At 41.0% G+C, this 18,717-nt stretch carries 16 protein-coding genes; 13 read left to right on the top strand and 3 right to left on the bottom strand.

What is annotated here, in order from left to right; all coding sequences use genetic code 11:
* Positions 1-21: 21 nt before the first annotated feature.
* Positions 22-834 (bottom strand): gliding motility protein GldL, encoded by an 813-nt coding sequence (gene gldL, locus OK025_RS06725; RefSeq protein ID WP_317668820.1) that lies wholly within the window; start codon positions 832-834, stop codon positions 22-24.
* 826 nt (positions 835-1,660) lie between these two features.
* On the opposite strand from gldL, the gene OK025_RS06720 reads away from it, so the two are divergent.
* The 4 genes from OK025_RS06720 (at position 1,661) to OK025_RS06705 (ending at position 6,312) form a co-directional block, all read left to right on the top strand.
* Positions 1,661-2,746 (top strand): mechanosensitive ion channel family protein, encoded by a 1,086-nt coding sequence (locus tag OK025_RS06720; RefSeq protein ID WP_317668819.1) that lies wholly within the window; start codon positions 1,661-1,663, stop codon positions 2,744-2,746.
* 85 nt (positions 2,747-2,831) lie between these two features.
* Positions 2,832-3,914, top strand: a complete 1,083-nt coding sequence (locus OK025_RS06715; RefSeq protein WP_317668818.1) for an endonuclease/exonuclease/phosphatase family protein — start codon at positions 2,832-2,834, stop codon at positions 3,912-3,914.
* A gap of 104 nt (positions 3,915-4,018) precedes the next feature.
* Entirely contained in the window at positions 4,019-5,149 is a 1,131-nt protein-coding gene (locus OK025_RS06710) for an acyltransferase family protein (protein ID WP_317668817.1), read from the top strand.
* Positions 5,146-6,312, top strand: coding sequence for a C1 family peptidase (locus OK025_RS06705; RefSeq protein WP_317668816.1), 1,167 nt, complete (start codon positions 5,146-5,148; stop codon positions 6,310-6,312). The genes OK025_RS06710 and OK025_RS06705 overlap by 4 nt, the downstream gene beginning before the upstream one ends.
* A 2-nt stretch (positions 6,313-6,314) precedes the next feature.
* Here the strand turns inward: OK025_RS06705 and OK025_RS06700 are convergent, their stop codons facing one another.
* The gene (locus tag OK025_RS06700; RefSeq protein WP_317668815.1) at positions 6,315-7,571 is read right to left on the bottom strand and encodes a tyrosine-type recombinase/integrase; all 1,257 of its coding nucleotides are present in this window, start codon (positions 7,569-7,571) and stop codon (positions 6,315-6,317) included.
* Positions 7,572-8,045: 474 nt separating this feature from the next.
* On the opposite strand from OK025_RS06700, the gene OK025_RS06695 reads away from it, so the two are divergent.
* Both OK025_RS06695 and OK025_RS06690 read left to right on the top strand, forming a co-directional pair.
* Positions 8,046-8,492: a response regulator gene (locus OK025_RS06695; RefSeq protein ID WP_317668814.1), complete on the top strand. Its 447-nt coding sequence runs from the start codon at positions 8,046-8,048 to the stop codon at positions 8,490-8,492.
* Positions 8,468-9,304: a helix-turn-helix domain-containing protein gene (locus OK025_RS06690; protein WP_317668813.1), complete on the top strand. Its 837-nt coding sequence runs from the start codon at positions 8,468-8,470 to the stop codon at positions 9,302-9,304. The genes OK025_RS06695 and OK025_RS06690 overlap by 25 nt, the downstream gene beginning before the upstream one ends.
* A 15-nt stretch (positions 9,305-9,319) precedes the next feature.
* Here the strand turns inward: OK025_RS06690 and OK025_RS06685 are convergent, their stop codons facing one another.
* The gene (locus OK025_RS06685; RefSeq protein ID WP_317668812.1) at positions 9,320-9,931 is read right to left on the bottom strand and encodes a hypothetical protein; all 612 of its coding nucleotides are present in this window, start codon (positions 9,929-9,931) and stop codon (positions 9,320-9,322) included.
* 216 nt (positions 9,932-10,147) lie between these two features.
* On the opposite strand from OK025_RS06685, the gene OK025_RS06680 reads away from it, so the two are divergent.
* The 7 genes from OK025_RS06680 to OK025_RS06650 all read left to right on the top strand — a co-directional run bounded on the left by OK025_RS06680 (position 10,148) and on the right by OK025_RS06650 (position 18,715).
* A complete protein-coding gene (locus OK025_RS06680; RefSeq protein ID WP_317668811.1) occupies positions 10,148-10,936 on the top strand; it encodes an HAEPLYID family protein in 789 nt (262 codons plus the stop codon).
* 227 nt (positions 10,937-11,163) lie between these two features.
* On the top strand, positions 11,164-14,091 hold the full coding sequence (locus OK025_RS06675; RefSeq protein WP_317668810.1) for a histidine kinase: 2,928 nt from the start codon (positions 11,164-11,166) through the stop codon (positions 14,089-14,091).
* A 1-nt stretch (position 14,092) separates the two neighbouring features.
* On the top strand, positions 14,093-14,863 hold the full coding sequence (locus OK025_RS06670; protein ID WP_317668809.1) for a hypothetical protein: 771 nt from the start codon (positions 14,093-14,095) through the stop codon (positions 14,861-14,863).
* A gap of 22 nt (positions 14,864-14,885) precedes the next feature.
* Positions 14,886-15,536 (top strand): response regulator transcription factor, encoded by a 651-nt coding sequence (locus OK025_RS06665; RefSeq protein ID WP_317668808.1) that lies wholly within the window; start codon positions 14,886-14,888, stop codon positions 15,534-15,536.
* A 261-nt stretch (positions 15,537-15,797) separates the two neighbouring features.
* Positions 15,798-16,592, top strand: a complete 795-nt coding sequence (locus OK025_RS06660; RefSeq protein ID WP_317668807.1) for a response regulator — start codon at positions 15,798-15,800, stop codon at positions 16,590-16,592.
* A gap of 23 nt (positions 16,593-16,615) precedes the next feature.
* Positions 16,616-17,632 (top strand): ParM/StbA family protein, encoded by a 1,017-nt coding sequence (locus tag OK025_RS06655; RefSeq protein WP_317668806.1) that lies wholly within the window; start codon positions 16,616-16,618, stop codon positions 17,630-17,632.
* Positions 17,633-17,635: 3 nt separating this feature from the next.
* The gene (locus OK025_RS06650; protein WP_248932889.1) at positions 17,636-18,715 is read left to right on the top strand and encodes a HEAT repeat domain-containing protein; all 1,080 of its coding nucleotides are present in this window, start codon (positions 17,636-17,638) and stop codon (positions 18,713-18,715) included.
* The last annotated feature ends 2 nt before the right edge of the window (positions 18,716-18,717 follow it).

The following is an 18,717-nucleotide window of genomic DNA, read 5'->3' as shown; positions in this document are numbered from 1 at the left end:
TTTAAGTGATACAAGAATTAATTACACACGCGGTTGATTCATCGCGCTCAACATGTTGCCATAAATGGCATTTAAGGCATTGAGGTTTTTCGCTAGCTTGCCCACTTCATCTTTAAATGCTTTGGAATCATCCAGCGATTCGTTGAAGTTCTGCATGGTAAAGCTTAGGTTCTCATAAAACTTGTTCATCGATTGTAAATGTGAGGCCGAATCGCGTAATTCACGCTCGTACATTGCATTTAATTGACTTAGGTTGGTTGTTAGACTTTTTACCTGCTCGTGGTAGTTGGATGTATCACCGGAAGTATTTGACATGGCGACTAAGTTTTCAGACGCTTTTTCAAATGCGTTGCTTAGGTTGTCAAATTTTGAAGTTGCTGTTCGGAGCTTATTGGTGAATTCTTCTGTCGCAAGTGAAACATCTGAAAGCTTATTAATGGCGGATACTTTTTCACTAAAATCACGCAGGCCACGACCGAGATTTTCAATGCTTGCGGGCTCAATATTGGCATCGGCAAACATCTTATCCAAAGCGGCTGTGGCCGATGGACTTGCGGGTTGGGCAACAACAGCTTTTCCTCTTTGTGGTAGCTCACCATTAAAATTGTCGTCCAATTCAGGATAAACCCGGGTCCAGTCTGGTTCCGGTGCGGGCGGATTGAAACCCATTAAAAAGAAAAGGAAGGCTTCTACACCTAAACCGATTCCGATCATATAATTGGCTGTGGTGCCGCCGATATGTAGAATCTTAAATAGTACCCCGATGATGACGATACTCGCTCCCCAGGATATGGCCACATTCAGCCATCTAGAATTGTCTTTTTTCTTGCTCATTGTTATCTCTATGTTTTGGTTTAATTTTTCTTGGAAAGCTTGAAATTCCCACGCTTTGAACTTTATTATAAACGGTCAATATCTTTTTTATAGTATGTTTAAGTGAAGCACGCCATGTAAAGCTACTATCTGTTTGTAATTGGCTCTTTAGACTCAAAAAACATACCAAAAGGCTATTCATCACTACCAAAATATTTAGATACTGAGAATTTAAGTTGGGAATTGAGGGTCTTGGGGATATTTCTGGTAATCTGCTAGAGATTGATTGGATTTTATTGTAAAGGATATTTAAAAAGCACCTTTTTTGATGTTTAAATATAAAATAAAAAAAAGGTTTTCATTCGGGGAGAAAGAAAACCTTTAAATAACCAATTATAAACCTATTAAGGTGTTGTAAATATATGTTTTTTTTGTTTTGTTTGCAATTTTAATCTGTTTTTTATCTTATTTTTTGAATTAAAGGTTGTTTTTGTTGATATTTTAATTCAATAAGTCTATTATTTTTCCTTTTTTTAATTAATGTTCTGTTTTTTTTTGTTCAATTGTATGCTTATTTGTGGTAAATAGGTGTTTTGTTTAATTTTTTTTACTTCTTCTTTATTGAATAGGGGTAAGTTTGTGTGGTTTTAATCGTGTGGGAGGTGTAAAATTTTGTTTTAAATCCCATTTTTGGATCGGTAAATGCTCGTCTAGGTTTAGCAATATGCGTAAAATTATTCTTAGCGCTATCCTTTCAACCGATTTTTTCAAAATAAAACAAACGTTAGACCTTCATGGCAGTTATACTTTAATGAGATATAAGTCGTAAACAAAAAGAAATAACACTATGATGAACGAAACATTAATTCAACTTTCACAGAAGTGGCCCGCCGGGCTCTGGAATATTGCATTAATCCTATTTTCATTTTTGATCGGTATCCTGATTAAACTCATATTTATTCCTCTACTACGGCGTCAGGCCATCCAACAGGAATCCTACTCCCTTTTCCGTTCCTTTATCCGCCGTTTTAATCGTGTGCTGAGTGTGTTTATCCCATTAATTGTTTTCAATAGTCTACTGCCCTTTACACAATTTAACGAAAGGACCCTCCGCGTGGTGAGCAAAATCAATGAACTTTTATTGGTCAGTTTCTTTGCAGTTGTGCTGATACAGGGGATTAAGGTTTTTGAAGATTATCTCTACCATCGTTTTGATATCAATAAGGAGAATAACCTGCGCGAACGAAAGATTAGGACGCAAATCGTCTTTATCCGAAAAGTGGTGGTCACGCTGATCATTGTGATTTCTTTGGCAATTATCCTTTTAAGCTTTGATAGTATGCAAAAGATCGGTGCCGGTTTGCTCACGGGGGTGGGGGTTGGCGGTATTATCATTGGTTTTGCTGCACAGAAGTCCTTGGGAAATCTCCTCGCTGGCTTTCAGATTGCTTTTACACAACCCATTCGTATGGATGACGTATTGGTTGTTGAAGGGGAATGGGGGCGTGTGGAGGAAATTAATCTAACTTATGTCGTGGTCAATATCTGGGACAAACGCCGTTTGGTATTGCCCATCACGTATTTTATTGAAAAACCCTTCCAAAATTGGACACGTACGACTTCTGAAATATTGGGTACTGTATTTATCTATACAGATTTTACCGTACCAGTCCAGCTACTGCGTGAGAAACTGACGGCATTACTCACCGGACATCCGCTTTGGGATGGTCAAGTAAACGTGCTTCAGGTGACTGATTTTAAAGAGCGCACCATGGAGATCCGCTGCCTGATGAGCTGCCGCAATTCGGGTCAGGCTTTTGACCTACGCTGTTATATTCGGGAACAAATGATTACATACATCCACACGAACTTCCCGAATGCATTGGCCAGAACACGGGTGGATTATATGGAGGGCGAGCAAAAGGGTATGTAATAGCTGAGGAGCGCTTGGTAAATGATGGTTTCTTGAAAATATACGTAATTTGTTTAAGTTTGTTTAAAATGTTTGCGCGAACGATATGCTGATTTTCTATACTGTTTTCTCAGGGTTATTAATTTTACTGAGTGTATTGCCCTTTGCCCAAAGCCAGCATTGGATTTTTCGGGTAGCTGAATTTGTGAAGTTGCAGCTGCTGGTATTTCAGGTGCCCACATTGGCGATGGGTTTTTATCTCGTGGGGGATGATTCCTGGATATGGTGCTTGCAGGTAGTACAGTTGGCGCTGATTGTATACCATGCCTATATATTGATACGTTACACCAAATTTTGGCGTCGCGAAAAATATGAAAAGGGCAAGGATGCATCGGACAGTATCAGAGTGATCTCCTGTAATGTACTGCAATTCAATACGGCTTATGATCGCTTTATTGACCTGATTAATAAAGAAAAGCCAGATATTTTTTTGACCATGGAAAGCGATGCGGCATGGGAAGAAGCCTTACGTGTGCTGGAAAGTGATTATCCCAATTTTGAGAAGGTAACGCTCAACAATACCTACGGCATGCATTTTTATACCAATCTGAAGCTCAACAAATGTGAGGTGCATTATTTTGTAGCCGATGATATTCCCAGTATTGAAGCTGAACTGGAAACTGCCGATGGACATCGTTTTGTCTTTTTCGCCGTTCACCCGCCGCCGCCGAGTCCGACCGAAGAGGAAACTTCCAAAGAAAGGGATGGCGATCTGCTCAGTGTGGCTAAACGGGTACGCGATTATAAAATGCCAGTGGTCGTTACTGGGGATTTTAACAATGTAGCCTGGGCCAAATCTTCGCTCTTGTTTAAAAAAACCAGCAAATTGATTGATGCACGTATTGGTCGGGGTATTCTTTCCACCTTTCATGCCAATTATTGGTTTTTCAGAGTTCCTTTGGATCTGCTGTTTCATAGTCCGACCGTATTTATCGACAAGTTGTTTATCTATCCTTCTGTTGGATCCGATCATTTTCCGATGGGCTGTACATTCTTTATCGATCGCTACTCCGATGAGCAGGCGGAAGATATTGAACATTTGGAAGCCGGTGATATGGCGGATGTCAATGAGATGATTGCTGAGGGTAAAGAGGAAGAAAGTGATAATCGAATTCCAGAAGGGAAATAGGGAAGTTAAATTCCGATTGGCTTTATTTTTAATTAAAAAAGGAAGGAATTTTGTTTAAAATGCTTAATTTAACAACACTAAGCAAGATAAACCGAATCCAATCCATGGAAAGAGACCATTCTTCTTCGTTAACTTCGGCAACACTCTTGTCGAAAACCATCGATTTTCTCCGCTTCCCATTAATCGTTGGAGTGGTATTTATTCATACCGATTTTTCGAATATCATCATTCAAGGTTCAAAACAGGTTAATATACTCCATTTTCCTGTTTTTGCACACGTATTCTTCTTATTTTCAAAGCTCGTCTTCGAAGTCTGTGTGCCGCTTTTCTTTTTTATATCAGGCTTTCTTTTTTTTTATCGAACGGAGTCCTTCACGTTTGAGGTCTATTTCAAAAAATTAAACAGCAGGCTGCACAGTCTGTTTATTCCTTATATTTTTTGGAACTTCGCAGTACTGCTTTTTTTCTTTCTGGCACAGACTTTCGTCGGGGGACTTTTGTCTGGTGCTAATAAGCCAATTGTACAGTACAGTATATCAGATTGGCTTTGGTCTTTTTGGGATACTTCGCATATCCATGTCCAGGCAACAAAAAACTTACCCATCAATTCACCTTTTTGGTTTATCCGTGATCTCATGGTGCTTGTGGTCCTGTCGCCCATCGTTTATATTTTAATTAAAAAGTTACACCTATTCGCAGTGTTCATAATAGGGGGGATCTGGTTATGTAATCCTTATTTTTATCTGCCTGGATGGAGTACGGTTTCTTTCTTTTTCTTTTCGGCAGGGGCTTACTTTAGTTTGTATAAAAAGAATTTTGTGCTCATCATGAAGTCTTTCTTGCCCTGGCCAACTCCATGTTATATCCTGCTGCTCGTAGGAGCATTTTATAGTTTAGGCAAAGGCTGGTGGAGTTATATCTATTGTGCCAATGTGTTGGTAGGCTTGATAGCCGTGGTTGCAGTGACAGCTTCCTTTATTGAGAAGGGACGCTGGCGGCCCAATTACTTTTTAGCCAGCGCCAGTTTTTTTATATTTGCTTACCACCGTTTGCCGTTGGTTTTTATTATCAAATTCTTATTTAACCAGATTAGACCGCAAACGGATGCAGTACTACTGTTTTTGTATTTTCTCTGCCCAGCCATTGTTATACTGTTGGGGCTATTGTTTTATTGGACTATTAAGAAACTGTTGCCCAGATTTACGGCAGTTATTTGCGGGGGTAGATTATCATGAAAAAAAAGAATTGGATCATTTTAGCAATCATAGTTGCTATGTTGGCAGCCGTAGCCATACTTTATAGATTTTATTATCCGAAACATATAAAGTTGCTCAAGTCGGAGTTTGTTTTTACGGAGTTGATCCGATTGAAAAGTACGACAGTGAAGAACCAGGGAGCCTCCAATACCTGTTGGTCTTATACTGGGAATTCCTTTCTTGAATCAGAAATGATCCGAATGGGTAGAGATCCTGTAGCGATTTCGCCACTCTATACCGTCAGGAAGGCTTATCTTGAACGAGCGAGAAACTACCTGCGCCTGCACGGTGGCCTAAAATTAAATGAGGGTGGACAGCTTCATGATGTTATGCAGATACTGCGTATGCATGGGGCAATGCCTAGAGCTGCCTACACGGGAATTAAAGCGGGTAAAAGCTCGAACAACTTCAAGGGCCTGCGCGCTGCACTCAACAGTAGACTATCCAGTATGGTAAAAAGCAGGGAGCTGAAAAGGAGCTGGGAGCGAGATGTGGAGCTGCTCATGGATGACTATCTGGGCAAAGTTCCCGTGAATTTTGTCTATAAGGGCAAATCGTATACAGCACGTAGTTTTGCTGATCAGGTGATAGGCATCGATCCGGATCAATATATTCACATCGCTTCTGTTACCACTGCTCCCTATTACAAATCATTTGTTTTTTTGATTCCCGACAATTGGTCGTTCAGTCAGTTTTTTAACCTTCCTATGGAAGAACTTACCCTTGTTATCGATCAGGCTTTAAAAAATGGCTTTACGGTAGCGTGTACAGTTGACATTTCGGAACCCGGTTTTTCCTGGCCTCATGGCATCGCGTATGTTCCCCAAAAATCAACATCAGAAATGACTGAGGAAGAAAAAAAGACGCAATTTATCAGGCCACAACCTGAACGTAGAGTTGATGCTATGGAGCGGCAAAGTGCATTCGATGCATGGCAAACAACAGATGATCATGCGTTACATATTATAGGCATAGTAAAAGATCAAAACGGAAAAGAATACTATATAGCCAAGAATTCTTGGGGCAGGGGAAATGCCTTCCAGGGCTTTGTCTACCTCACGAAAGAATATGTACGCTATAAAAGCACAGCCTTGATGCTTCACAAAGATGCTCTTGAACCATCTTTGAAAAACAAGTTGTAAAACTAGCTGCTCAGTGGCTGCTGTTGAGGTCTGCTCCGATTTTGATACATGTTTTCCAGGTAAGTCCCTAGTGATCGGGTACGTTCGGTATCCACATTGCTGATATACCGCTGAAACATCTGTTCTGTACTATGTCCGGTCGCATCCATCAATAATGCTGTAGGAATTTTACCATAAAAATTTGTGGCAAAACTCCTACGGCCGATATGGCTGGTAATCGCTTCACATTTTGGAATAAGCTGGTCTGAGGAACGGAATCCGTTCCGCTTCCTGACTTTTACCAGGGTGGTAATGCCTGCAAGGCGTGCCACTTCCTTGATTTGTTCGTTATATTTTTGAGCAGTCATTTTAACTGGGAAGCGATGCCCGTTATTCGACATAATAATTAATGCCGTAGGATGAAGTGGCAGTAAAATGCTTTTCTGTGTTTTCTGTTGGGTAAAGGATAGACAGGGTTTGCCATCAAGAATCTCCATCATATCCAGATTAAAATTCATAAAATCAGACACACGCTGACCCGTGTAACAACTGATCACCAGCCAATCCTTGGCGGCTTTTAGATGGACCGGCACGTCTATATTTTTTATTGTGCTAATTTCATCTTCATTGAGGCTTATAGCACGATTTATTTTTCTGACCTTGGGCAGTTCTAACTCATAAACAAAAGTTCGCACTCCTCTTTTTTCTAAAAAATTAAGTACTGTACGCACAAAATGTATGGTGCGATGTATCGTGCTTATACTGTAGTTCTCGGCTTCACCATAGGCAATAAATTGCTGTACAAAAAGGCTATTCACCTGATCTAGCATCAGATGTTTTTGCTGATACCCCTCAAAGCGTTTTAATAAACGGAAGAAGACGAGGTAGCGTTTGTGTGTGGTGGAAGTAATAAGGTGAATTCGGCTTTTGATAAAATTGTCTACACTCTGTAGCAGTCCACCTGCTGGAAGTGAAGGCGTCGCCTCTGAGCAGCATTTTTTGACTAAGCGGTTGACTGTACGGAGTGAAAACTCCTTTTTACTCGACTTTAAGTCAGAAAGATAAGTCGATATTGCAATCTTCAGTGCATCGAGCTTTGTGTTTAGCTTTTTAAAATTTTTCAGATAAATGTTATAGGGACGCTGTTTCTCCACGTCCCATTGAACCGGAGCAATTTTTAAAGGAGTTTTAATAAGGAGCTGCTGTTGTTGATCGTCAACAAATGCAAGGTAGATGAATGATATTGAAGTAGGATTCAATAAGGTAAAATTAAAAATCATGAGGTAAACTTTTTGCTATTGTCTGAGCATAAAGATACTAGATTATACAGATTAGTCTAATTCAGACTACAATCCTACCTATTCAAATATAACTATTTTTTTTTAATTACTTACAAGATATGCCTTTAAAATAATCATTCGGTTAGTAAATGTTTTTAATTGTACAAAAGACAAGTTGGAAATCAAAAACTTTTCTACTTAACTTATTTGTAATCAGAATGTAATGTTTTTTTTCTAGTCTGAATTAGACTAATAATTTACAATTAAAATAGCTAGTACAAGCTTGTTGAAAAAATATAATAGACCGAAATATGAACAGTAAACAGAGATATGTCGCGCCGAAAATTGAAATGCTTTTAATTGTATTGGAGAGTTGCTTTGATAACTTCATCAACATGTACTCCTGCAATAAATCCAAATACAGCCAAACTGAAAAATCCAAGGTTTCAAATTTATAATTTAACAGTTACCTTAATGGACAAGAAATTAAAACTTGCATTTGCAGATGATAACGTATTGCACCTGAAAGTAATTGAGCATTTGGCCAGGGAAATGGGGAACTATGAGATGCTGTATTCCTGTCACAGTGGAAAGGAACTTGTGCATCTGCTTGAGACAAATATGGAGCAGCCAGATGTGTGCATTCTGGATTTGCATATGCCGGAGATGGACGGCATGGAGACTGCCCGCGTAATAAGACGACGCTATCCCATGATTCGATTATTTGGTTATTCGGCCAGCGAAAGTGCAGATGAAAAAAAGAGGTTTCTTGATAGTGGTGTTAAGCTCGTTTTCTCAAAACAGTCTCCACGAAAAATGCTGATCTCCATCTATCATTACACTAGGCTCTGTGAAAATCTGGATATCATTGATTTTGAAAAGAATTTATTTAGGAAATGGAATTTTGTAAATCAGCTATAGGAAAAGAAAGGATGCAATTTGGTGCACTAAAACTGGCTGAGTATGGTAGCCAGCTAGGTAAAAGGCTGCACGATACATCGGTTTTTTCAATCATTCGAACCGGCTCTCCTGTCAGCATAAAAATTGGCCAAACGTTATATGATTTTGAGACTAGCGAACTCATATTTATTGGGCCACATTATGAAGTCGAGATCGACCAACCTATAGTTGCTGAAGGATATTTATGCTGGTTTACAGCAGATTTTTATCAAAGATCTAAACTCGATACCGAAATACTCAATTCAGAATTGTTTTTTGGAAGTCAGCCCTTTCTTGCTATGCGCGACTATAGAACGGAGCTGGTGTTCAAGAAGCTATTTGTAGAGCGTTTGACATGCTGCGCTGAGTACCGTACCATCGATATGATGGTTGCCCACCACTGCTTTGAATCCTTGTTACTCGAAGGGTATCAAACAATGCTATCGCTAGAAACAACCCGTGCATCTGCACACGTCGCTGCCGTTCAGTTGTTTAACAGATTCTCGGTCTTATTGCATAAGCACTACCGCGAACATACCAGTGTGCAGTATTATGCCGACCGTCTGCACCTTTCTCCAAGGAAGTTGACCGAGTTGTGTTGTGCCGTCGCCGGAAAATCGGCTAAATGTGTGATATCCACTGTTGTGGCCCAGCAGGCTTTGCGCTATATTCAGCATACTGACCTTTCGATATCCCAGATTTCCTATGAAATGGGCTTCTCGGATGAATCTAATTTTCGCAATTTTTTTAAAAGACAGACAGGTAATAATCCGCTTTCCTACCGTCAGGTTTAATCTTGGAAACTTCGGTTATGCTTTTTTAGATTCTTTTTTAAAGTATAAATAAGGACGCTTACTGGCCGGCATACGACGGGCCGTCCTTGGCAAAGATTTTTTGTCTAGTATTCCACTGCCTAAGTATTTTAACAGCAAGGCATATAATCTTTCCGATGTGAAAGCCGCTTGGTAATCCTTCTTAAAATCGGTCACCATCGCTTCGAGTGTCTTCGGGCTGTCGAAATAGTCGGATCGGTGGATAATATTGGCGATGAGTTCGCGCTGCTGGCGATGGTACTCGCTCTGGCTGCTACTTTCATCAAATGAAGAAACCGGACTCTTTAATTCTTGATCCGCGAAGTAGCTCTTCTTAAAGTCCTTTAAATGGGTTAGATGTTCTTCGTCGATCTTTAAAGATAAGGACGAATCGAAGAAATCGGCTAGTCGAATGTCAAATGGCCGACAGATTTTTGAAAGGCTATCCACAGATAATGAACCGGTTTTACGGTAAGCGCTCCGAATAGTGGATGTGGATACACCTACAAAACTGGCTAGGCTTTCGATTGTCAATCCTGTTAAATCAATGATTTCCAGTGTCCTTCTTGAAATTAATTCTGCTAATTGCTGATCTGATATTTTTCCCATACTTAATCTTTTCTTGTCTGCAATTTTACCATGTGAGCATATTACAACACTATTTAATCCATAAGTTCCAATAGGTACACGAGGGTCTAATGTGGCTTGTTTTTAGAAACTGATCGTCAAAGCTAGTCTAATAAAATGAATAATGACGTGTAAGAAATGTGTATTATCGTGTACAAATTCCCATTTCTTTCCATATTTCAGCTACAGGTTTGTGTTATGAAATATAATAAGCAAACAACGATACTCTGGCGATTTCTTTTCATGTCATGCGGTCTGTTCTATTCCTGTGTTATTCTCGCTCAGGAGAATAGAAACTTACCGGACAAGGTGCACCATGCTGAGCCTCTCTATAATGACCTCGTACGCGACCTTGGCGCGAGGAAAGGGGAAAAAGAAATTAATCTGGGAGCGGATATCAAACGAACAAGTCTAAAGGATGACTTTGGATATCTCATGGAGTATGAATTTGCACCAATTGATCGCTTAGGACTCGAGGTGGAAACGGATTTTACTTATGCTAAAAGCCGTAATGCCAATGTACCTTCAACAAATCAATTGAAAAGGCTACGTTTGTCCTCGCAATATTCATTCTATGTCTCAAAAAAGTATGCGGCAACCTTGGCTGTCGGGTATACACAGATCTTTAACTTTGTCAACGGTGGTACCGCCTTTAATCCTTTTTTTATAGCCGCCAAAAACTGGCACCGTCATTGGCATTCGTTAATTTACACCGGGCCGGAGATTGCTTATCAATACGCCACATCCAAAACGGCTTTGAATTGGCAGGTCAATACGTCGTTTCATTATACTGTGCCGAATACCGATCATTTTGTCGGTGTTGAGATCAACCAGGAAATTTCGTCCGAAGGCATACATACTGTTTTGCATCCCCAGATCAAACTCGGCCTCAGCAAAAAATTAGCCGCTGGTGTGGCAATTGGCCTACCGATAGGCGGGGCGGAAAATAGGCTAAGTTCCTTTTTGCGCATTATTTATCAGCTTTAGCGGAACTGGTTTTCTGATCGCTAAATGTCGCCTGCTGCGACCGGTATTTAACTTAAAGCAGTTATTTCTCCAGGTTTTAAAATCTCGTTGGAGGAAAATTTTATATCGATTATTAATATATAATTATTTTCAAATAGCTATATTTGATCTGTCCATATTATTGAACTTAGTCGATTGTGTTTGAAAAAGCGCTAAAAATTCTATTGCTATTAAGCACTTGCTTTGCTATGCCTGTTTTTAACAGGGTAATGGCTTCTGGCTATTTTGAAATCGAGATTCTTTCGGGAATAGATCCCTTTCACCGTAATATAGAATCTGCGGCCCGCGATAAACAAGGGTTTATCTGGTTTATTGCTGGAAGCCTTCTTTACCGGTATGATGGCGTTGCAATAAAAGCATTTAATGAACTTTATACAGAACCTTTAGGTTTCACGGAAGTGAATAAACTGACCACCGATGATTTGGGACGGCTATGGTTGGAGACAAGAAATGGGCTGTTCATCTTTGATACACAGCTATGGCAATTTATTGAAAAAGATACGTTTTCTAAAGGGCTCGTGGGCGAGGATGTCATTGCGCTATCTAATCAAGGGAAAAACCTTTTTGTGGCAACTCGATCGGGTATTCTCTGGCAGATCAGCGGTTTTCGGAAGAAAAAGCTGATGGAGTTTCAGCCCGCTTTATCGGAATTGCGACGGCCGATAGGTAAAAGTCTTATTGCGGATGAAAGCAGGCTTTGGTTTGCTTACAACAGCTTACTCTTTTTTGTAGATTTAAAATCGGGAAAAACGCAGCAGGTTCAGATGCCAAAAAGGGTTTATCGGGAGCTGGATGATCTATTTTTATTGGAAAATGGTCTGCTGCTGCGAAATTATGGATTAGGCTATATGACCTTTGACGGAAGGGAATTTCACCAATTACATCTGAAGGGCCTCAATAGTGGTGATATGCGCGATTGGGCCCATTGGTCCTTTGCTGAAACGGAAAAGATCATTTTCCTTTTCGGTGATGGCCGCTATTTTGAATTTAGAAATAACCTCGAAATGAAGCTCTTACGTCAGGATAAACACGATATCCGCAGCAGTCTGTTCAAATCAAGGCTCAACCAGCTCGATTTTAATGGGCACGAAGGTCTCTGTGCAACAGAGAATGGCTTGTATAGCCTTGCCAGAAGAACCTTTGAGCTGAATTACTGGAATACGGGTACGGCTAGGGCAATCGTAAAACAGCAGGATAAGTACTACGTGGGCGGCTATGCCCCGTTAAAACATTTTACGTCAAATAACCTTGCCATAAAAGAATCGGCCCCACTCAATAATTATTATGCTTTTCTGCCAATCGACAAAGATACTGCGCTTGTCGGGTTGGAGGGTAACTTTCTTGGTTTACTGGTCAATGGAAAATTTAGATCCTTATCTTATAAAAAGGCAAAGGGAACTCTAGAAGATTTGTCCACCATGGTGTACAGTCTCTGTCACTACCGGGAAAATACCTATCTAATAGGGACCTCATGTGGGCTATGGATCTACAATCGCGATACGGGATCAGTAAGTCCATTAAGGGATAAGATGGGAAAGCTTGTTGGGATGGGTGAACGAGTCAATTCCATTCAAGTACGACAACAGGTCATCTCATTCACTACCGAAAATGGATATTTTGAATACTTGGCGGGCCAGCTACGGAAAATTTATCCGCAACAAAGTGAGAAACTCCAGGTGTATAGCCATTCATTTCGGCATAATAAGGTTTTCCTGGCAACAAAAGGAAAGGGGCTGATAGCCATCGACGCCAGTACAGGACATGTTGACACCTATAATACGAATGGTGGGTTAGCGCATAATGTGGTTTTTAATATGGCGTGGGTAGATGATCTGTTGTTTTTGGGGACATTCCGGGGCCTGTCGGTCTGGGACGGTAAAAATTTTTATAATGCTTATGCGATGCATGGGCTGCCATTTGAAGAATTTAATCAGGCTTCTATACTCGATGATAAGCTCCAAGGGAAATTGTTTATTGGTGGTGTACTCGGCTGTATTGCCATCCAGCCGCAGCAGTTTTTGTATAATCTGAAGCAGGAAACAGTGCCTCCGCCGGTATTGTCAACAATTTCTATGGGTACCAGCTCCGGGAATATCGTAACTTCTTTTACACCAAAGGATGGTCAGGACACGCTGATTTTCGACAAAAAAATTGAATTTGCAAATCTTAGGATAGCAAAAATAGATGCTTATAAGCAAAATTACAAAATCTACTTTCGCCTCCGGCCTCTCATTAAATCCTTTCAGGAAGTGCCGGCATCGGGAGAAATTAACCTCTCCGATCTGAAAACAGGCGAGTACGAACTTGAATTGAAGACGATAAGCGACAATGGTCTAAGTGTGAAAACCAAGCGGTGGCTGTTTTATAAAAAGCCGAAATTTTATGAGACACAGCTTTTTTATGTGCTGGTAACCCTAGGGCTGGGCGTTGTTCTTTATGTCATTGCTATTATGCGATCTTCGCAGCTCAAGCGGGATAAAAAGCTCCGGCTGGAACTCGCGCGCGATCTGCATGACGAGGTTGGCGGCCTGCTCACAGGAATTGCGATGCAGACTGATCTTATGGCTATAGGTCAGCAGTCCGCAGGACGGCATCAGTCGCTAGAAAAAATTGCAGCCTATAGCCGGGAGGCGGTACAAACGATGGATGATGTCATCTGGGCAATAGACTCGCGCAATAATAGTCAGGGAAGCTTAGAAGACCGGATGAGGTTTTTGGTTTCGCAGATCCTGCCGATGCAGGATGTCGATGTCAAATTTGATATAAATCTGCAAAGTGCTGACCAGCTGCCTCAATATGTACGTCAGAATGTATATCTCATCTTTAAAGAAGCCTTGCATAATATCTGCAAGCACAGCCCTAATGCGAAAGTTGATATATTTTTAAAAATAGACCGTCATCAGCTGATTTTAAGGTTGTGTAATACCATACAATTGAAGGAAGGAACCATCTCGCCAACGAAGTATCTGAGACATGGTCAGGGTACGGCAAACATGAAACGTCGGGCAGAGGCGATAGGGGCTAAATTCGAAGCCGAAAAGTCCACAACACATTATCGTATTCAATTAGTTGCGAAACTCAACGTGAATAAACTTTTTCTTGACTTTTTTAATTGATATGATGCAGCATAACCCCCAATTTTGGATAAGTTTGAGCTTCGCTATATTGGGGGGAGCTTTTTGCATATCAGGTCTTTTATTCCGCTTTTATCGTTTTTTTAAATACAGAGATATAGGACAGCTACTGATCAGTGTGGGGGTGATGGCCTTAATTTGGCATGTCATGATCTATTGCATGATCTATACGGGGGAAATTCAATATTATCCGCGTATTTATAACAAAGGAATACCCTTTTATTATCTGGTGGGCCCCTGCTTTTATTTTTATGTTTGGCTCAAATTTAATCCCAATGCGACACTGCCTAAATATTGGCTACTACATTTATTGCCCTTTTGCTTTGGATTGATTGATGTCATTCCGTATGCAATAGCCCCGCTAGAAGAACAGAAAAAACTGCTTAGGATGCTGGTGGAAGACATCCCCCTAGGATTTAAGCACCATTATGGTTTTGTGGATCAACAACTACATTATATGCTGCGATTTGGACTCGCTATTGCTTATATTATTGGACAATGGCGGTTATATTATAATGCAGATGTAGATGCGAAAGCCACAAAAAGAGAAGTGTTGATTTTTAACAGCGTTTACAGCATTTATCTTCTGCTGCAATGTAGTATCGTGTTAGCCATTATCCTTAACAGCAGTCAGGAGGCCTATATTCTTAAAAGTCTGGATAAGCTGGTCTGGGTAAGTTTTTGCTTTCTTTTGTTTAGCCTGTGGTTTATGCTGGATGGAAATAAAAAATCAAAATTATACTACTTAAAATAAAATACACTTATCTTTATTTTTTATGCCAAACACTAAATTTAGACTTGCAATCATAGAAGACCGTACGCCTGTTCTCGAATCATTAAAATCTTACTTCGAGGATAACACTCAGTTTGATCTGGTGGTTGCTGCACGTGAACTTGATGAGCTGCTGGAAGCGAACTGGAGTCCTGAATGTTTAGATTTGCTGCTCTGCGATATCGGACTACCGAATAAAAATGGCATTGAAATAACTTGGTATATAAAGCGCAAATTTCCGCATATACAAGTCGTTATGTTTACGGTGTTTGATGATAAAGAACATATATTTCAGGCACTTTGTGCGGGTGCCGCCGGCTACCTGCTTAAAAGTACGCCGTTACCGGAGATGGAGCAGTTGCTTGTGGAAGTCATGAAGGGAGGTTCGGTGATGAGTCCGCAGGTGGCTCGTATGGTCATATCTCACTTTAACCCAGCACTCGAGCATAAAGTCGATTACCGGCATCGCGAACAGCTTACCCCTCGCGAGATCGAAATTGTTTCCCTTTTGCAACAGGGGTATACCTATAAAAAAGTTGCTGAAACTGCATTTATTAGTGTAGATACCGTGAAATTCCATATTAGGAATATCTATGGAAAATTACAGGTTAACAGCCGTTCGGAGCTTATGCTGAAATATAATAAACCGATTTGACAGAACTTCTTTTCGTGAAAAACAATACCTAAAGAAAATATGCTGCTCGTTTCAATCGATGGATTAACTATGCGGTGTGTACACTATCTGTTTTTGAGATCTTCTTAAGAGCATCTTAAGAAAATTATATCTTACCGACAAACACCTATTTTAAGCTAAATTTTTTTGTAAAAACCACCCTTATGGGTAGGTAATCACTTTGCTTGTATTTTTAAATTTGTGATGCCATTTTAAAGCAACTTAATCTATTTAATTAAAAGTATGCAAAATTATGATCTCCCACCTAAGCAATGTAGGGTGTTTTCGGTATTGCATGCAGACAGCGATCTGCTCATGCGAAAAATAATTTCAAATGTTTTCTCCAATGAAGCATTTCAGCTGGATTCCGCGGCCAATGGAAAAGAAGCCTTTGCCCTTCTGGAAGCGAAGGACTATCAGTATGATATCGTCATTACCGAAATGCATATGCAATATGCAAATGGATATGAAATTATCAATAAGGTGATGAAGGAATCGCCGCGCACCAGGACACTTATCACATCCAACATGAGTTATCTCCATATCCGTGAGGGACTGGAAATTGTGCGTGAAGATTGTTTTAAAAAACCGCTGGTCGTGGGAAAACTATTGGAAAGACTGAAGCTAATCATGGAAGGTGATAAGGACGGTGCTGGACAAATACTTCCAGAAGTTTCGTCTAAGGTCGTAAATATCTCCGAGAGCCAGAACAACGAAGCCGAGCCGCATCAAATGCAGTTAGATTCTTTCCTGCAAAATGCTAAAATAGCTCATTCCGAACAACCGCAGGGAATAGTTTCTGTACAGGATCTAATAGCTGTGGAGGAGTTGGTAGATATGCATGAGATAGAAGAGGTACAGGAAAAGATAGATATGCAGGCGGTGGTACGTGCGCAAGAAGATGCGATGAATGAGCTTTTTGTCGCTGAATATGTGGCAAGGGAAGAAATCTTGGCAATAGATATCGTACCTGAACAACCTGTTTTACTAGCGGCCACACAGAAGTTGCCAGTCATGTCAGGTAAACGATGGTGGTAAATAATTAGTACACGAAAAATTTTATGTATACAATACAGTCATTCTCAAGCCTAATGCAGGCGACAAATTCCCCCTTGGTAAACACCGCCAATTCACTATTGACCGGCTTGAAAATACAAATGGGGCAGCAGTGGTATATCTGTGGTAAATTAGCACTAAATGAAGGGAATAGCCCTAGAAGACCGCTGAATGCATCTCCGGAATCATTGGAATGCCAATTGTTGTTTAAGGCAGCAATTTTAAGCAGTGGTGTCAACGCCGACACTCCGCTTATGGTAACCATCGGCTTGCCCAATAGCACCTATCGCTTGTATCGAGAAGCAGCCGAACAAACGCTTCGTGGTAAACATATTATCCAGTCGGATCCCGCTGTTTATGGTGAGGACGGATCCGGTATATTACCAATTGAGGTCGCGCATATTGACGTTTTGCCGGAGGTGGTGAGTTGTATGGTGGCGTTGCGCAGAGGAGAAAGTTGTGAAAGGGGGGCTTTCTTCGTTTTTAGTTTTGGGTTTGGTACATTGGAAACTGGGCTAAGTACCGATGAAGGCGTAGTAGAAAATGCGATGGGGAGTGCTCCGGGTATGCATTATGCTGTCAATATCCTCCGCGAACAGCTGCAGCAGACGTATGACCTCTCTTTTCAGAGCATTCAGCAGCTCGATGAGGCTTTTCGAAACGGCTACCTCTATATTAACCGTAAAAAAATTGACCTTCAGGGACTGCGCAAAAAGGCGATACAGACCTATTATGCCGAAATTGTGTCACCAGCTTTGGGTGATGTGGTCAATGATAGAAATCTAGCTAAATCAAATCGAATCTTTCTATGTGGTGGTGGGGCGCATTACGGCGATCTCATCGACTGTATTCTCGAAGAGTTTGGGGATATTGCCGGTGTTAAAATTGTCGACCAGCCTGAATCCCTCGCTGTAAAAGGGTATTTACTCAATTCCATGCGTTACATTCAGGATCAGTCCAAATTGCCGGTCGGGATCGATATTGGGAATATACAAACGCGTGTTGCCCTTGCTGAAAATTAAGGTATGACGGTAGATCAAACTTTTATTGCGGTGATTCAGGGGATTGTGGCAACATCCTTTATTGGAACTTTTGTCGCTTATGCTGTGATCATGGTACTCCGTTTCCGAACGGCAAAAGCACAGCGTCGGCAAAATAAGCTTGACCAACTGATCGAAGATCGTATACTGCCGCAGTTTATTCAGGAAATGGGTAATGAAAGTGCGCATGTATCCATTGATCAGGCGGTGCTGGATGAGTTGGCGCTGATGGACAAAAGAAACCGCCAGACCCTAATTGATACTTTGATCCGTCTCCGATGGCATGTGGCCGGAACAAATGCGCTGATTCTTCATCGTATCTATGTGCTTCTTGGGCTAAATCTGGATTCATTGCAAAAGATGAAATCGCGCAAATGGTATCGCAATGTTCAGGGATTGCACGAGCTGACGCTAATGGACTACGCGATCTCCGATATTGATATTCTCCGATTCAATCTCAGTGAAGAATCTGAACTGCGCTCTGCCGCACGAAGCGCTTTCATGCGTTTCAGCAAGAATGAGCCTTTCCGCTTTTTTGATGAAGTGCGCGATCCCTTGAGTATTTGGGAATTGATCGGTTTTTTTCGGATTCTCGAACAATCCCGCGATACCGTAAAATCCAATTTTGCCAACTGGATCCGTTATTCGCGCAACAAAACAGTTGTTATTTGCTGCATGAAGCTTGCCGCGCACGAGCAGAGTCTGGAGGCTATCGACAGTATTGAAGGATTGCTCAATGTGAACGACCATAGCCTGCGTTCGCATGCCATCAATGCGCTGGGGCATTTGAGGGCTGTACATACACAGGAAACGCTGATTAAAATGTATCCGAACCAGCCGGTAGACTGCCAGTGCGAAATCCTGTTTTCGCTCGGCATGTTTCGAACGCCGAGAGCCATGGAATTTCTGACGGAACAATTTCAATCGGCCTTTGATTTTGAAATTGAAAATCATGTTGCCGCGATACTCGCCCGTTTAGTACGCAACAAACAATTGGCCTGGAATCCTTTACATCTGCCTTCACGAAAAGAGCGCATTTTAAACTATTATCTGCACGAACAATAACG

The sequence above is a fragment of the Sphingobacterium sp. UGAL515B_05 genome (genome assembly GCF_033097525.1).
In the GTDB taxonomy this organism is placed as follows: Bacteria; Bacteroidota; Bacteroidia; order Sphingobacteriales; family Sphingobacteriaceae; genus Sphingobacterium.
Note: the sequence above shows the minus strand (reverse complement) of the source record. Positions and strands in the feature narration are given on the sequence as shown.

Excerpts from the sequence above, each read along its gene's own strand:
- gldL (WP_317668820.1), bottom strand. The coding sequence starts at position 834 with ATGAGCAAGAAAAAAGACAATTCTAGATGGCTGAATGTGGCCATATCC.
- OK025_RS06720 (WP_317668819.1), top strand. The coding sequence starts at position 1,661 with ATGATGAACGAAACATTAATTCAACTTTCACAGAAGTGGCCCGCCGGG.
- OK025_RS06715 (WP_317668818.1), top strand. The coding sequence starts at position 2,832 with ATGCTGATTTTCTATACTGTTTTCTCAGGGTTATTAATTTTACTGAGT.
- OK025_RS06710 (WP_317668817.1), top strand. The coding sequence starts at position 4,019 with ATGGAAAGAGACCATTCTTCTTCGTTAACTTCGGCAACACTCTTGTCG.
- OK025_RS06705 (WP_317668816.1), top strand. The coding sequence starts at position 5,146 with ATGAAAAAAAAGAATTGGATCATTTTAGCAATCATAGTTGCTATGTTG.
- OK025_RS06700 (WP_317668815.1), bottom strand. The coding sequence starts at position 7,571 with ATGATTTTTAATTTTACCTTATTGAATCCTACTTCAATATCATTCATC.
- OK025_RS06695 (WP_317668814.1), top strand. The coding sequence starts at position 8,046 with ATGGACAAGAAATTAAAACTTGCATTTGCAGATGATAACGTATTGCAC.
- OK025_RS06690 (WP_317668813.1), top strand. The coding sequence starts at position 8,468 with ATGGAATTTTGTAAATCAGCTATAGGAAAAGAAAGGATGCAATTTGGT.
- OK025_RS06685 (WP_317668812.1), bottom strand. The coding sequence starts at position 9,931 with ATGGGAAAAATATCAGATCAGCAATTAGCAGAATTAATTTCAAGAAGG.
- OK025_RS06680 (WP_317668811.1), top strand. The coding sequence starts at position 10,148 with ATGAAATATAATAAGCAAACAACGATACTCTGGCGATTTCTTTTCATG.
- OK025_RS06675 (WP_317668810.1), top strand. The coding sequence starts at position 11,164 with ATGCCTGTTTTTAACAGGGTAATGGCTTCTGGCTATTTTGAAATCGAG.
- OK025_RS06670 (WP_317668809.1), top strand. The coding sequence starts at position 14,093 with ATGATGCAGCATAACCCCCAATTTTGGATAAGTTTGAGCTTCGCTATA.
- OK025_RS06665 (WP_317668808.1), top strand. The coding sequence starts at position 14,886 with ATGCCAAACACTAAATTTAGACTTGCAATCATAGAAGACCGTACGCCT.
- OK025_RS06660 (WP_317668807.1), top strand. The coding sequence starts at position 15,798 with ATGCAAAATTATGATCTCCCACCTAAGCAATGTAGGGTGTTTTCGGTA.
- OK025_RS06655 (WP_317668806.1), top strand. The coding sequence starts at position 16,616 with ATGTATACAATACAGTCATTCTCAAGCCTAATGCAGGCGACAAATTCC.
- OK025_RS06650 (WP_248932889.1), top strand. The coding sequence starts at position 17,636 with ATGACGGTAGATCAAACTTTTATTGCGGTGATTCAGGGGATTGTGGCA.